Here is a 14727-nt window from a genome sequence, read left to right as displayed (position 1 = left end):
CAGGCGCAATCAAGGTGCCTGAATGGATAGCATCAGATACTCCGGCGGGAAAAATCCTTCGGGCGGAAGCCCAGCAAGGCCAGCATGGCGAAGTAACTGCCGGCGCCGGCGACAACCACCGCCAACAGGCGCAACAGACGCATGGTCATGTTGCCCTGCTCCCAGGGCGGCATCCACAGGCATAACGCGATCAGAACCAAAGACATGACTATAACCGCAATGACCAGTTTGGTCAGAAACGCCGTCCAGCCCTGCTGGGGTTCAAAGATGCGCTGACGACGCAACTGCCAGAACAGCAGCCCGGCATTGATACAGGACGCCAGACCAATCGACAGCGACAGCCCGGCATGTTGCAGCGGGCCGATAAATATCAGGTTCATCAACTGTGTCATCGCCAGCGTCGCCATACCAATTTTCACCGGCGTTTTAATATCCTGCCGGGCGTAAAAACCCGGCACCAGTACTTTTACCAGAATCAACCCCATCAGCCCGACAGAGTAAGCGACCAACGCACGCTGGGTCATCAGGGCGTCAAACGCGCTGAATTTACCGTACTGGAACAATGCCACGGTTAGCGGCTTAGCCAGCAGCCCCAGCGCCACCGTAGCCGGCAACGCCAGCAGGAAACAGAGGCGCAGCCCCCAGTCCAGCAGCCGGGAATACTCCTGATGATTACCGCTGGCGACGCTTTTAGACAGCGACGGCAGCAGAATCGTCCCCAGCGCCACGCCCAACACGCCGGACGGAAACTCCATCAGCCGATCGGCGTAGTACATCCAGGACACCGCCCCCTGGCTGAGGAACGACGCAAAAATAGTGTTGATGATCAGTGAAATCTGGCTGACCGACACGCCGAGAATCGCCGGCGCCATCAGCTTCATCACCCGGCTGACGCTGGGGTCGCGGAACTTGATGCGCGGCAGCACCAGCATGCCGATTTTCTTCAGATGCGGCAGTTGGTAGCCCAGTTGCAACACCCCGCCGGCGACCACCGCCCAGCCCAGCGCCATCACCGGCGGGTTAAACCAGCGAGCGCCCAGCAACGCAAAACCAATCATGCTGATGTTCAGTAACGTAGGCGCAAACGCCGGCACCGAAAAGCGGTTCCAGGTATTCAGCACCGACCCCGCCATCGACGTCAGCGAAATCAGCAAAATATAGGGAAAGGTAATCCGCAGCAGCGCCGAGGTCAGCTCAAAGCGTTCCGGCGTCGAGGCAAACCCCGGCGCGGTCACCATGATCACCCAGGGCGCGGCCAGCATCCCGGCTACCGTCACCAGCGCCAGTATCAGCGTCAGCATCCCGGATACATAGGCCAGAAAGGTGCGCGTCGCCTCCTCGCCCTGCTGGCTCTTGTATTCCGCCAGGATCGGCACAAACGCCTGAGAAAACGCGCCTTCGGCAAAAATGCGCCGCAACAGATTCGGCAGCTTGAACGCCACAAAAAACGCGTCGGTCGCCATACCGGCGCCGAACACGCGGGCGACGATCGCGTCACGCACGAACCCCAGCACACGGGAAAGCAGGGTCATGGAACTGACCGCAGCCAGTGATTTCAGTAGATTCATTCAGTTGTTCTGACTATCAGTTATTCTGACTATGGGAAAGAGAGGGATGGCGGGAAAAACCGGCTCGCCCGCCATATCCACGACGGTCAAACCGCCCGTGACGGCCCGTATCGGCAGCAGAAGTTCTGACTCCTGACCATGCCGCCGCACCGACTATCGCGGCACACAGCCTAGTCGATTGCACCGCCAATAGCCACACGGATGCCCGATGGTCGCCGTTTTTTTCAGCGTTCTCTCAACAACATCTCGATCACCCGCTGCGCACGCAACGCCTGATCGCCGGAGGTTAACGGCGACGTGTGTGCAACCACCGCGTCGATAAAGTGCCGGACCGCGCCCACAAAGCCGCGCTGCTCCAGCGTGCTCTGCCAGGACGGCGTCGGATGCAGCGATACCGTGCCGTCGTGCTCTTCACGCCACTCGCGCAGGTTATCCACCTGATACCAGCCGCCGTCATTGACCAGCTGTACGCTTTCACGCTGGCTGCCGGCCTGACGGTGCATGCTGGTGGTGATCATCCCCTGCGCGCTCTGGAACTGGTGCTCGGCGTAAATCAACTGCCCCTGCGGGTTGCAGCGTAGCAGGCCGCCGCACAGCGTGGCCGGCGCGTCCGGCGTTTCCGCCAGCCACAGGGCGGTGTCCACCACGTGCAGATAGTCATCCAGCAGGGTAAACGCCAGCGGATGCGGCCCGATATTATCGACGCGGTGTTTTTCCATGCGCAGGCTGTCCGGGGCCGGCCGCAGTTGCCTGAGCCGTTGATAAAGCGGCGCAAAACGGCGGTTGAACCCCACCATCAGCAACAAATTGCGGCTGGCCGCCAGCGCCACCAGTTCTTCCGCCTGCGCCAGCGTTTCCGCCAGCGGCTTATCCACATAGACGTGTTTGCCCGCCAGCAGCAGCGTTTTAACCACCTCATAGTGGCTGGCGGTGCTGCTGTGCACAAACACCGCATCACACTGGCTGCTCAGCGCCGCCAGCGAGGAAAAACAAGCGATACGGTATTGCTGGCACAGTTGCCGGGCTCGTTCCTGCCCCGGCGACCAGGCGCCCGCCAGTTGCCAGTGCTCAGCCTGTGATAAGATCGGCAAATAGGCCTTGCGGGCGATATCGCCCAATCCAGCCACCCCGATGCGTAATGATTTCATGCTATCGCTCCCGGTAACGTGCCGCATTCAGATCGCCGTCAGGCAAGGCGCGCCTGCAACGCGGCCAGTTGCGCCCGCAACTCGGCGACGTCGTTTTCCAGTACGGAAACCCGCGCGGCCAGCCCGCCTTCGGCCGGTTCATCGACTGACTCAGCGGGCGCGACATCCGCCGCCTCGCCGCTGAACAGATGCATGAACCGACTTTCACGCTTGCCCGGCTCCCGCGCCAGCCGCGCCACAAATGGCCCGTCTTCGCGCTGTTGCAGGTGCTGCAACACGTTTTCCAGCTCGTCCATATCGGCAAACTCGTATAAGCGGGCCGCCCGGGTACGCAATTCGCCCGGCGTTTGCGCGCCGCGCAGCAGTAAGGTGGTCACCAGCGCCACTTCGGCCGGTGAGAACTTCAGATCGCCGAATTCGGAATTGCAGAAGCGGTGTTCATATTTCATCACCCGGTTGCCGAAGCCGCTGACGGTACGCAGAAAATGCCGTTTAACCAGCAGATCAAGCGTTTGCTGCACCTCGTTTTCGGTTAGGTCCATCACCGGTTCGCGGTTGGTTTTCTGATTACAGGCGGCGGTCAGGCCATTCAGGGACATCGGGTACTGCTCTGGGGTAGTGACCTGTTTTTCCAGCAGGCAGCCGATTACCCGCGCTTCGCGGGGCGTCAGTTGATATTTCATGGCACATCCTCATTGACCCGCATGCTCAGCGCATCGGCGTCCATTCATTATTGGTCAGGGCGGTCAGCACATGGTCCTGCCACTTGCCGTCAATCAACAGGTAGTTTTTGGCGTAGCCTTCCTTTTCGAAGCCAAGCCGGGCCAGCAGGTTGCCGCTGCGCTGATTGTGCGGCATATAGTTAGCCATAATACGGTGCATATGTTGCTGACGCTGCATGTAACGCAGAGCCGACTGCAACGCCTCGTACATCATCCCTTGCCCCTGCCATTTTTGCCCCAGCGAATAGCCGAGGTAGCAGGCGTGAAAAGAACCGCGCAGCACATTGCTGAAGTTGGCGACGCCGCGCACCTCGTTTTCATCCGGGTCCAGCAGCAAAAAGTAGTAGGCGCTACCCTGTTTGTGCATATCGCAGATCACACTCAGCCGCGCCTGCCAGCCGGAAGGATAACAGTGGCTGGCATCGCGCACCGGCTCCCAGGGTTTCAAAAAATCACGGTTTTCCGCGTAATACTCAGCCAGACGCCAGGCATCGCGTTCATGCGCCAGACGGACCACCAGCCGATCCGTGGTCAGACGGACCCTGGGTGTCGTTGAGCGATAGCCAAACATGCCTTCCCCCTCAGGTGACGGATTGTCGATGAAGAAATTTTATTGATGCGATCAACGCCGACGCGGCGGACGCCATAAAAGGATAAATCACCAATAGCGCTTACTATAACCACATAAATTCCATAGCGTAAAACCATGACCGCCGAGTTATTGCACAATCGATACGCCATACTGATTTTTTTTCGTAAACTGCGCGTCAGACAACGGTTGAACGATAAAAAAATTTATTAGCCGGGTACTCTATCGCAACGGCGCAATCGGCGAGAGAATAGCCAGGCTGCATTCTTTTCTTCTTTCCTTGTGGTGAAACATGTCATTGATGACGCAGGCCCGCAGCCTGGGTAAATATTTTCTGCTGTTGGATAACATGCTGGTGGTATTAGGTTTCTTCGTGGTATTCCCGTTGATTTCCATTCGCTTTGTCGACCAGATGGGCTGGGCGGCGCTGACCGTCGGGATCGCGCTCGGCCTGCGACAATTCACCCAGCAGGGGCTTGGCATTTTCGGCGGCGCTATCGCCGACCGTTTCGGTGCCAAACCGATGATCGTCACCGGCATGTTGCTGCGCGCCTCCGGTTTTGTGTTCATGGCGTTGGCCACCACGCCACTGATGCTGATCCTCTCCTGCGTGCTGTCGGCGCTGGGCGGTACGTTGTTCGAGCCGCCGCGCAACGCCATGGTCATCAAGCTGACCCGTCCGCACGAGCGTAGCCGCTTCTTCTCGCTGTTAATGATGCAGGACAACGCCGGCGCGGTGATCGGCGCGCTGATCGGCAGTTGGCTGATGCAGTACAACTTTTCCGTAGTGTGCTGGGCCGGCGCGGCGGTATTCGTGCTGGCGGCCGCGCTAAATGCCCTGCTGCTGCCCGCCTACCGCATTTCCACCATCCGCACCCCCATTCGTGAAGGAATGATGCGGGTAATGCGCGACCGTCGCTTCGTCGTCTACGTGCTGACGCTGACCGGTTACTTCATGCTGGGCGTACAGGTGCTATTGATGATGCCGATCATGGTCAACGAACTGGCGGGCACGCCGTCCGCGGTGAAATGGATGTACGCCATTGAAGCCGCGCTGTCGCTGACGCTGCTTTACCCCATCGCCCGCTGGAGTGAAAAACGTTTCCGTCTGGAACAACGACTGATGTTCGGGCTGTTCATCATGACCCTGAGCCTAATTCCGATGGGCATGATCACCAGTTTGCAATGGCTGCTGGGCATGATCGGGCTGTTTTACATTGGCTCCATCATCGCCGAACCGGCGCGGGAAACGCTGGGGGCATCGCTGGCCGACGCCCGCGCCCGCGGCAGCTATATGGGGTTCAGCCGTATGGGGCTGGCGCTCGGCGGCGCGCTCGGCTACAGCGGCGGCGGCTGGCTGTTTGATACCGGAAAGGCGCTCGGCCAACCGGCCTTGCCCTGGTGCATGCTGGGCATCATCGGGATGTTGACCCTGGCCGCGCTGTACTGGCAGTTCCACCTGAAGCGCATCGAACCCGCCATGCTGAACGAGCACTGAATCAACCGCGTTAAACCCCACCATCGCACGGGGCGCTATCATCGCCCCGCTTTTATCTTCAATTTCCAGCTGTTGCGGCGCACAGGTGTTTCTAAGGACATTTGTTACTACGGACATTGCACATGGACGAGCCGACGCTGACGATAGATAATCCCGCACGACATCATGATCACGGCAGCGCCCGATACGGCGCCGCTCAACCCAAGGAGTTCCGGTATGAAACTGTTTGTCTATGAACATTGTCCTTTCTGCGTGAAGGCGCGCATGATTTTCGGCCTGAAACAGTTGCCGGTGGACGTATGCGTGTTGTCCAACGAGGATGAAGCCACGCCGATTTCGATGGTCGGTCAGAAAATGGTGCCGATTCTGCAAAAACAGGACGGCAGCTACATGCCGGAAAGTCTGGATATCGTGAAATACATCGACGAGCTGGACGACAAACCGGTGTTGACCGGCCCGACCAACCCGGCTATCGACGCCTGGATTCGCCGCGTGTATGAATACGCGCCGCGCCTGCTGATTCCGCGTTTCTCTCGCGCCGATTTCGAAGAGTTCGCCACCGACGCCGGCCGCAACTACTTTATTCACAAGAAAGAGGGGCAAATCGGCAGCTTCGATACCCACTTCAGCCAGTCGGCCGCGCTGATCGGCCAACTGGAAGGCGACCTGCAAGCGCTGGCGCCGCTGATTGTGTCACCGCAGGCTTGCAACGGCACGCTGTCGCTGGATGACATCAATCTGTTCGCCCTGCTGCGCTCGCTGACTATCGTCGCCGACGTCAATGTCCCGGCAGCTATCGCCGCCTACTGCGACACCCTGTCTCAACACGCCGACATCGATCTGCTGATCGAACAGGCGCAATAACCCTTGTTGCCGCCGTCACTACCGGCTGACGGTGGTGTTTAGGCCTATTCCGATTGGCGATATCAGCGGAATAACGCACCCTGCCGGCATCCTTCGCCCGACGAGGGAATCATGGAAAACAAGAGGTTATAACAATGAAAAAATCGGGACTGGCCGCTCTGGCGCTGTTGGGAACGCTGCTGGTAAGCGGTTGCAACCAGTTGGCGCAATACAGCCTGAGCGAGCAGGAAATCAATCAGTATTTACAACAGCATAATGACTACCAGAAGCAACTGGGCGTTCCCGGCGTGGTGGATGCACATATTACGCTGACCGAGCTGACCAGCCAGATTGGCCGCGCGGAACCCGGCAAAGTGACGCTGAGCGGTACCGCCAAGGTCGATATCAGCTCGCTGTTGGGTAAACAGCAGGCAGACATGAAACTGACGCTCAAAGCCCAACCGGTATTCAACAAGGACGAGGGTGCCATCTATCTGAAAGATATGGAGCTGGTGGATTACAGCGTTCAGCCGGAGAAATTACAAACGGTGCTGCAAACGCTGACGCCCTACCTGAATCAGTCGTTGAAAAGTTACTTTGACCAGAAGCCCGCCTACGTGCTGAACCCGGAGCACAGCAACAAAGAAGCACTGGCGAAGAAACTGGCCAAAGGCATCGAAGTGAAACCCGGCCAACTGGTTATCATGTTGACCGATTAAGGAAAAAAGGGTGGCAATAATCGCCACCCTTTTTTCACTCTTCAGGCGCCTCGTCATCCGTCTCGTCGTCTTCCGCTTCCGCCAGTTCATCGCGCATCGCTTCCAGCGCTTCACGGCAAATGATCGCCAGCGTGCGATAAAACGCGGTGGTGGCATGGCTTTCCACCTTACCCAGAAAACGATCGCTCCACGCCAGCAGATAGCGATCGAAAAACTCTGATTGCGCGGCGGTTTCATCTTCCTGCGCCTGATCTTCCAGCCAGGATGCGGCCAGCAGCAAGGCGCCGAAATGGTCTACCGGACCGTCGCCCAGCGGCATGCCGCGCTGTTGCAAAAACGCGCGCACTTCGGCCTCTTGTGCTGCCGGTTCCCAACTGGAACGGTGCGGCGGCACCGACGGCTGCGCGCCGAACAATGCCTCATAATCAGCGCCCATCGCCGGCAAATCAACGCTGCGCTGCCAGCGCGCCATCAGCTCGTCCTGCGCCAGCGGCCATTGCTGTGCCAGCTTGCCTTGCGCAATCAGGTTAAACAACGGCGCCAGCAGCGGATCCTGCGGCGGGCGGTTAAACAGCGTGCCGAGAATGCGGCACACCACGGAAAATTCATTCATCTTATCAACCTGTAAAAGACATGACGTCGCGCTTAGGTGACAATGTCACAAATCCGCAAACTCCGGGATCGCGGGTTTCCCGCGCAGTTCCAGAAAATCCAGCACCCGGCGCGGGCTGACATTCAACACGCGATCCTGCGGAAAATCAACGTCCCGCATAATGCGTTCGCAATGCGGGAACTCACCCAGCGACCAGGCGATATGCGAATCCGACCCCAGCGCCAGATAACCGCCGGCGTCGCGCACCGCTTCAGCCACCGCAAGACAATTCGGCTCGCTGCCCTTACGGGAATGGGTAAAAGACGAGTTATTCAGTTCCAGCGCCACGTTATATTTGGCCGCGGCTTGTGCAACGGCGCGGATATCGATCGGGAATTTCGGGTTGCCGGGATGGCTGATGATATGCACCGAGCCCTGCGCCATCGCGGCAATCATCGCTTCGGTATGGGTATCGCGGTCCGCCGGAGGAAACACCGGTTCGTGGAAACCGGCGATAACCAGATCCATGCAATCCAGCATCGGTCCGGTGCAATCAATATCGCCCGCCAGATTCTTGATGTTGGCTTCAATGCCGCGCAGGATACCGATGCCGTCCACGACGCGCGGCCAGACGCGCATATTGATGAAATGCCAGTAGTGCGGCGCATCCGCCATATCCGGGCCGTGATCGGTAATGGCGAACAGGCGGATCTGTTTGGCTTTGGCTTCGGCTACGTAGTCATGCAGGGTGCTGTAGGCGTGGGTACTGGCGACGGTGTGCATGTGTAAATCGACGGGATACATGGTTTCTCCTGACTCGGCATTGATAAGCCAGCATAGCATTTATCCTGCACCGGCACAGCCGAGGCGTCGGCACGATAACCGCAAATTAACAGAAGTGAAACATACGCCGTCTTGTTGCACACCCGGACTACGAGCCGACAAGACGGACTGGCGAGTAAAGCAGCAGATTGCGCTAAGTTTGGCTAAACGCACGTTTTTATGAAAGAAGTGTGTTGACGCTGCAGCGGATTTTCCCTAGAGTAGCGCCCCGTTGCCCCTGCTGGCGACGAACCGGTGAGGTGTCCGAGTGGCTGAAGGAGCACGCCTGGAAAGTGTGTATACGTGAAAACGTATCGAGGGTTCGAATCCCTCCCTCACCGCCAGATTAAAAACAAAAACCCCAGACTTCCGTCTGGGGTTTTTGTTTTTAAACCGGTGCTGGGGCGGACGAGAACCCACGACAGGGTTCGACAAAACGGCCTGCCGTTTTGGACCGCCGCAGGCGGCCCGCAGGGCGAGCGCCACGCGCGAGTCAATCCCGACCGGGCCGGTTCAACCCTCACCCGCCTTTTCCAGACGCAAGTCTGGGGTTTTTGTTTTTAATCCGATGATAGGGCGGACGAGAACCCACGACAGGGTTCGACAAAACAGCTTGTCTTAAGCCACATCAAGCAGAGATTCGTATGTTTGGAAAAGTTAAATTCCACCCGTGGATAAACCTGACAAAAAGACGGGATATCGCCGGAAAAGATCTTCCCGGCGTATATATGATCGCCAGAAGTGAAACTGAACCTTCTGATTATCGTTCCGACAACACATCCATCATCTATATCGGCGAAACGACAAGTCAAACGCTTGGTAAGCGAATTCATCAATTTGCTATCTCTGCCTTTAACGAGAGGCCCGGTCATTCTGGCGGCAATACTTTTCGCAGAAGCAAAAAAGTATTCGGGGATGTGCCAGAAAGCATGCTTTGGGTATCTGTATGCCCTATCCAAATAGACGATATTTATACATCAGCATACATAAGATATTTAGAGCGCAGGCAAATTCTGAAGTTTGTTTGCGCTCACGGTGCGTTACCCGCGTGCAATAGTAAGTAGTATTTACGGTTAACAAGACTAATCCCCCCTATACCGCACCGCCCTCCGCTCGCGCTCATCCACCGTCAGCGAAAATACATCTGGCCGGGCGTAGTGGCCGACCACATCCAGATCGTAGCGGGCGCCGGCCAGCAGGTCGGTGTCGATTTCCGCCGTCAGTAAACCGGCCTGACCGGTCAGCGGCCCGGCCAGTACGTTGCCCAGCGGATCGACGATCAGGCTGCCGCCGTTGATCAGTGGCCGTTGCGGATCCCAGCCGGGCACCTCAATGCCCAGCTCGGCAGGCGACGGTTGCACCTGGCAGGCGCTAACCACGAAGCAGCGCCCTTCGTGGGCGATATGCCGCATCGAGGCGTGCCAGATGTCGCGCTCGTCCACCGTCGGCGCGCACCACACCTGTACGCCTTTGCCGTACATCGCCATACGCAGTAGCGGCATATGGTTTTCCCAACAGATCGCCGCGCCGATTTTACCCACCGGCGAATCCAGCACCGTCAGGGTGGAGCCATCGCCCTGTCCCCAGATCAACCGCTCGGTGCCAGTGGGCATCAGCTTGCGGTGCTTGCCCGCCAGCCCGGCTTCCGGCGTGAAAAACAACGCCGTGCAGTATAAGGTGTTGCCGTCGCGTTCAATGGCGCCCACCACCAGCGTGGCGCCGGTACGAGCCGACAACGCCGCCAGCGCCGCGCACTCTTCGCCATCCAGATCGACGGCATGATGGTAATACTGTGCAAACGCCTCGCGCCCTTGCGGCAGGCGATAGCCCAGATAGGTGCCGAACGTCTCACCTTTCGGGTATCCGCCCAATAGCGCTTCCGGCATCACCACCAACGTCGCGCCGCTACGCACAATGTCCCCTTCCCATGCCAGAATCGCTTCCAGCGTCGCCGCGTTGCCGGCAGGTGAACTCCCGATTTGCAATGCTGCCACCACCGATGTCGCCATTGTGTGTTCTCCACTCAGTTGAGATGGCCCGACAGGCCAGCGATAGTGGTATGCTGCCTGTCCCGCTGAGTTGAATGAAGCCCATTTCGTTGTTGATTGATATGAATGAAATAAATATCAGCAGTCTGGATTTAAACCTGCTCAAGACCTTTGAAGCGTTATACGAGGAAGGCAGCGCCAGCCGCGCCGGGTTACGCCTCGGCATCACCCAGTCCGCCGTCAGCGCGGCGTTGAAACGGCTGAAGCAGTGGTACGGCGACCCGCTGTTCGTGCGCACCGGCCGGGGATTGATGCCGACGCCGCGAGCGCACGAGCTGCAACCGCTGGTCAGCGATGCGCTCAACAAATGCCGTGAAACGCTGACGCTGTTGCAACCCAACCCGCAGGCGTATGCTGGCCGCACCGTTACTTTGGGGCTGTCGGATGATTTTGAACTGGCGCTGGGGCAGGCGCTGATTGCCCGCCTGCAACAGCGGGCGCCGGGATTGCGGCTGGTGTTTCGGCAGGCCCACAGCCAGATCGCAGCGGACCTGCTGCTGCGCCACGAACTGGATCTGGCGCTGACGGCCGGCGGTTTCAGCTACCGTTCGCTCTCGAAGGTACAGGTCGCCAGCGGTGGTTATGCCTGTCTGGTGGCTCGTGACGTGACCGCGCTGTCGCTGGAGCGGTTTATTCAGACGCCGCACCTGCTGATCTCTCACGGCGGGCATATCGGGCTGGTGGATGAACAGCTGGTGGAACAGGGGCTCAGCCGGCGTATTGCCGTTTCCACCACCCATTTTGCCGCGATTCCCTGGCTGTTGCAGGATGATACCCTGCTGGCTACGCTGCCCGCCCACGCCGCTCAGGCCATCGCGGCCCGCGCGCCGCATCTGCGATGCTTACCGTGCCCATTGTCCATGCCGGATTACGCCATCGAACTGGGATTCCGGCCGACCGTCATCCGTGACAGCGCGATTCGTCTGGTGCGTGAAACGCTCAGCCAACTGGCGAGCGAGTTTCAGTGGTTCGCGCCTGCGCGCCCCTTACCTGAGCAGCGATAGTCGGCGTTTGGACTCGCGCATAATCCGCCTTATGCACGTTTTTGCACGTTATCTCCCGCGTGAACCACGCCAGGAGGAATGACGGCGACACGTCTTATTGCCGAGTCTAATTATTGCCGCGTCTAAGCCCGAATAAGACTTAACCCGGCCTGTGCAAAAGGCGCGGTAATCTCATCAGGGACGGTGGATTCCACAATCAGCGTGCTGGTCATGGCTAATTCGCCAATCGCATAGCGGGAGGCCACATTCAGCTTATCCTGCGTCGCCATGACGACGGTTTCCGCCGCACGTGCCGCCAGCGCCCGCTTGATATACGCCTCTTCCAGATCGCCGGTGCTGAACCCCGCCTGCGGATGCACGCCGGTCACTCCCATGAAAAATACGTCGGCCCGAATCGTCGCCAACGCTTCCACCGCGGCGGCCCCCACCGCCACCAGCGAGTGTTTGTAGAGCCGCCCGCCAATCAACACCACCTCAATGCCGGGATGATTGACCAGCGCCACCGCCACACTGGGGCTATGGGTCACCACCGTGGCGGCAAGCGTAAGCGGCAGACATTTCACCAGCTCGCCGCTGGTGGTGCCGCCGTCAATCATCACTACCTGCCCCGGCAGGATCAGGGAGGCCGCGGCCTGCGCCAGTTGATGCTTGGCGCCTATCGCCATGCGGCTGCGCGCGTCAAAGCTGACCACCGTACCGGAGGCGGGCAGCGCGCCGCCATGTACCCGCTGCAAGCGGCCCTCGCTGGCCAGCTCCCGCAAATCACGCCGGATGGTATCTTCCGATACGCCAAACGCCTCGCTCAATTGTTTCGCCAGCACCTGCCCTTCGGCCGCCAGTTGTTCCAGAATCCGCTGTTTACGCTGCGTGGTCAGCATGGTGTTCTCCAGCTAAGTCATTTATACCCTGTTCTACCTGATAATGCCTGACTTTGCACGTTTTGTTGTTATTTCAGTCTTTTTAGTCGCACCATAATGCACGAATATGCATGATTACACTTGAGGATGCACGAAATATTACGTTAGGATAACCGCTCACACCTTGTTCAGGAGAGTCATGATGCTCACCACCAGAGAGCGGATACGCATTATCGACAGCGTTGTACTGGCTAACGACTGGTACCTGCTGAAAAAAACCACCTTTGACTTTCTACGCCGTGACGGCACCTGGCAGCGGCAGAGCCGGGAAACCTACGATCGCGGCAACGGCGCCGTCATCCTGCTCTATCATCGCCAAAAACAGACGCTGCTGCTGACCCGCCAGTTTCGCTTTCCGGTATTCGTCAACGGCCACGACGGGATGTTGATTGAAGCCGCAGCCGGGCTGCTCGACCACGCAGAACCCGAGGTGCGCATTCGTGCCGAAGCGGAGGAAGAAACCGGCTACCGGGTATTCAATGTCCGCAAGGTGATGGAGTCGTACATGAGCCCCGGTTCGGTTACGGAAAAACTCTATTTCTTTCTGGGCGAGTACGACGACCACTCGCGCATTGGCACGGGCGGCGGCGTGGAAGACGAAGGCGAAGACGTGGAAACGCTGGAAATGAGCCTGCCGCAGGCACTGGCGGCGATTGACGATGGCACGATCATGGACGCTAAAACCATCATGCTGGTGCAATACGTCGCGCTGCATCGCTGCCTGCCGTTCGATGGCACGAAGCGCTAATGCCAATTCATTGAATTTTTATAAATTTTCAGCGAGTGTGATAGTTCGCCGCTCACCGTGACGCGATGGACTGGTTACGTCGGCATCGCTCTGGTCGATCTGAACGCGCTCAACACCTGTATGGCGCGTGTTGCCGAGCGATCGGCGGTAAAAGCGCCGCTGGCGGCGGAACAGCACGACTGATGGTTATTCATGTGCGCACACACCGCGCACATTTTTTCCACACGCTTTTTCCCATAAACTTTTATCCCCTACACTTTTTCCCCTTAACACTGCGACATCAAAAAATAATTAGGCCAGGAATTACTTGTCGAACTTATTTATTTCATCTCGATTATTAAGCGTCTTTCTTTTTTTAGAATCACCACCAACGATAAATCCGACCTGACATTCATAACGCACCAACCCATTTATTTTATAGACTTTTTTAATAAATACTTTTCTGAAAATTGACATTTCGCGTTTTTATCTTCATACACTATTACACCTGCTCTCGATTATCGCGCAGGTTTCCGGCTATTTATTCTCCATTTTCGATCTTAAAAAATAAGGTCAATGGCAAGGGTTTATTGATTATTTATCCGCTGTCCGGCTGCGCCTGTAGCATCCGGATGCGCTCATCAACATAAATTGGGCACGATAATGCGTGCCTGACACACAGAGATATACGACAGGAGAGGGTTATGAAGAAAATTGGTTCGTTGCTGGCCGGATTGATGCTGGCTGTCGGCATCATATCCAGTCCCACCGTTCAGGCTAAAGGTCAGGCAGGCGTATTTGATTACTACCTGCTGACCTTATCCTGGTCGCCCACCTTTTGCCTGACCCACGCCAATAACGAGCAATGCACCAAAGGGTATGGCTTTGTGTTGCACGGGTTATGGCCGCAATATGCCAACGGCGGTTGGCCGCAGGACTGCCCGCCGATTACCGCACTCACCGCGCAGGAGCGCAAATACGGTAATACCCTGTTCCCCACCGATGCCCTGCTCACCCACGAATGGAGCAAGCACGGCACCTGTAGCGGACTGGGAGCGAACGGTTACCTGCAAGCGGCAGATAATGCGTTGACCAAGGTGAAGATTCCGGCCAGTTTCCAGGCACCGACCAAACCGTTACAACTGACGGCGCAGCGGATTCTGACCGCGTTTCATCAGAGCAACCCCACGCTTGCGCAAGGGAGTATCGTCGCGATTTGCAGCGGCCCGGAACTGTCTGAAATCCGCGTCTGTATGGACAAAAACCTGAACGCCCAATCCTGCGGTAAAGCGGTAAAAACCCAGTGTCGCGACGGCAATATTCGCGTCCCTAACGTGCGTTAACCTGCTTTACCGCGCTGATCGCATGCTCAAACGCGCCTTTTAGCCCGCCTTGCCGGTGGGCTTATGTCAATTAACGCCTACACATCGAATAACAATATTTACTTTTGTAAAGATTTCTATTGTATTTATTCTATATGTGAAATATCACTGTCATCCCGGATCGCTAGCATGCCCGGTTGGACATACC

16 protein-coding genes and 1 tRNA gene are annotated in these 14727 nt (G+C 57.6%); 9 read left to right on the top strand and 8 right to left on the bottom strand.

All coding sequences use genetic code 11. From position 1 onward, the window contains the following. Positions 1–32: 32 nt before the first annotated feature. From murJ to rimJ, 4 genes are all read right to left on the bottom strand, one after another. Positions 33–1568, bottom strand: a complete 1536-nt coding sequence (gene murJ / locus DDA898_RS10250) for a murein biosynthesis integral membrane protein MurJ (protein ID WP_038911147.1) — start codon at positions 1566–1568, stop codon at positions 33–35. A 224-nt stretch (positions 1569–1792) separates the two neighbouring features. Further along, entirely contained in the window at positions 1793–2716 is a 924-nt protein-coding gene (locus DDA898_RS10245) for a Gfo/Idh/MocA family protein (RefSeq protein WP_038911146.1), read from the bottom strand. Between the two features lie 38 nt (positions 2717–2754). After that, positions 2755–3399 carry a YceH family protein gene (locus DDA898_RS10240; RefSeq protein WP_038911145.1) on the bottom strand — a complete coding sequence of 215 codons (645 nt, stop codon included), beginning with the start codon at positions 3397–3399 and terminating at the stop codon, positions 2755–2757. 25 nt (positions 3400–3424) lie between these two features. Continuing rightward, the gene (rimJ, locus tag DDA898_RS10235) at positions 3425–4009 is read right to left on the bottom strand and encodes a ribosomal protein S5-alanine N-acetyltransferase (protein WP_013317780.1); all 585 of its coding nucleotides are present in this window, start codon (positions 4007–4009) and stop codon (positions 3425–3427) included. Between the two features lie 310 nt (positions 4010–4319). Between rimJ and mdtH the strand changes: the two genes are divergently transcribed. The 3 genes from mdtH (at position 4320) to DDA898_RS10220 (ending at position 7087) form a co-directional block, all read left to right on the top strand. Continuing rightward, positions 4320–5525, top strand: coding sequence for a multidrug efflux MFS transporter MdtH (gene mdtH / locus DDA898_RS10230; protein WP_013317779.1), 1206 nt, complete (start codon positions 4320–4322; stop codon positions 5523–5525). A gap of 216 nt (positions 5526–5741) precedes the next feature. Next, positions 5742–6389 (top strand): glutaredoxin 2, encoded by a 648-nt coding sequence (gene grxB, locus DDA898_RS10225; RefSeq protein WP_038911144.1) that lies wholly within the window; start codon positions 5742–5744, stop codon positions 6387–6389. A 134-nt stretch (positions 6390–6523) separates the two neighbouring features. Further along, the gene (locus DDA898_RS10220) at positions 6524–7087 is read left to right on the top strand and encodes a lipoprotein (protein WP_013317777.1); all 564 of its coding nucleotides are present in this window, start codon (positions 6524–6526) and stop codon (positions 7085–7087) included. Between the two features lie 34 nt (positions 7088–7121). Here the strand turns inward: DDA898_RS10220 and DDA898_RS10215 are convergent, their stop codons facing one another. Further along, a complete protein-coding gene (locus DDA898_RS10215) occupies positions 7122–7700 on the bottom strand; it encodes a TorD/DmsD family molecular chaperone (protein ID WP_038911143.1) in 579 nt (192 codons plus the stop codon). Between the two features lie 45 nt (positions 7701–7745). Further along, the gene (locus tag DDA898_RS10210) at positions 7746–8483 is read right to left on the bottom strand and encodes a phosphatase (protein WP_038911142.1); all 738 of its coding nucleotides are present in this window, start codon (positions 8481–8483) and stop codon (positions 7746–7748) included. A gap of 272 nt (positions 8484–8755) precedes the next feature. On the opposite strand from DDA898_RS10210, the gene DDA898_RS10205 reads away from it, so the two are divergent. After that, positions 8756–8845: transfer RNA gene (locus DDA898_RS10205), tRNA-Ser, on the top strand. A gap of 300 nt (positions 8846–9145) precedes the next feature. Next, positions 9146–9565, top strand: a complete 420-nt coding sequence (locus tag DDA898_RS22245) for a hypothetical protein (RefSeq protein WP_071604527.1) — start codon at positions 9146–9148, stop codon at positions 9563–9565. A gap of 18 nt (positions 9566–9583) precedes the next feature. Here DDA898_RS22245 and DDA898_RS10200 read toward each other — a convergent pair whose 3' ends face one another. Beyond that, positions 9584–10510, bottom strand: a complete 927-nt coding sequence (locus tag DDA898_RS10200; protein ID WP_038911141.1) for a carbon-nitrogen hydrolase family protein — start codon at positions 10508–10510, stop codon at positions 9584–9586. A gap of 101 nt (positions 10511–10611) precedes the next feature. Between DDA898_RS10200 and DDA898_RS10195 the strand changes: the two genes are divergently transcribed. Next, on the top strand, positions 10612–11553 hold the full coding sequence (locus DDA898_RS10195) for a LysR family transcriptional regulator (protein WP_038912530.1): 942 nt from the start codon (positions 10612–10614) through the stop codon (positions 11551–11553). 122 nt (positions 11554–11675) lie between these two features. On the opposite strand, the gene DDA898_RS10190 is transcribed toward DDA898_RS10195, so the two are convergent. Then, positions 11676–12431 (bottom strand): DeoR/GlpR family DNA-binding transcription regulator, encoded by a 756-nt coding sequence (locus DDA898_RS10190; protein ID WP_013317771.1) that lies wholly within the window; start codon positions 12429–12431, stop codon positions 11676–11678. Between the two features lie 181 nt (positions 12432–12612). On the opposite strand from DDA898_RS10190, the gene DDA898_RS10185 reads away from it, so the two are divergent. The 3 genes from DDA898_RS10185 (at position 12613) to DDA898_RS10180 (ending at position 14540) form a co-directional block, all read left to right on the top strand. Next, positions 12613–13218 carry an NUDIX hydrolase gene (locus DDA898_RS10185; protein WP_038901110.1) on the top strand — a complete coding sequence of 202 codons (606 nt, stop codon included), beginning with the start codon at positions 12613–12615 and terminating at the stop codon, positions 13216–13218. A 57-nt stretch (positions 13219–13275) separates the two neighbouring features. Continuing rightward, entirely contained in the window at positions 13276–13401 is a 126-nt protein-coding gene (locus DDA898_RS23800; RefSeq protein ID WP_269077945.1) for a hypothetical protein, read from the top strand. A gap of 500 nt (positions 13402–13901) precedes the next feature. After that, positions 13902–14540, top strand: a complete 639-nt coding sequence (locus tag DDA898_RS10180) for a ribonuclease T2 family protein (protein ID WP_038911139.1) — start codon at positions 13902–13904, stop codon at positions 14538–14540. Positions 14541–14727 lie beyond the last annotated feature (187 nt).

The sequence above is a fragment of the Dickeya dadantii NCPPB 898 genome, assembly GCF_000406145.1.
Classification (GTDB): domain Bacteria; phylum Pseudomonadota; class Gammaproteobacteria; order Enterobacterales; family Enterobacteriaceae; genus Dickeya; species Dickeya dadantii.
This window is presented reverse-complemented; position numbering and strand designations above follow the sequence as displayed.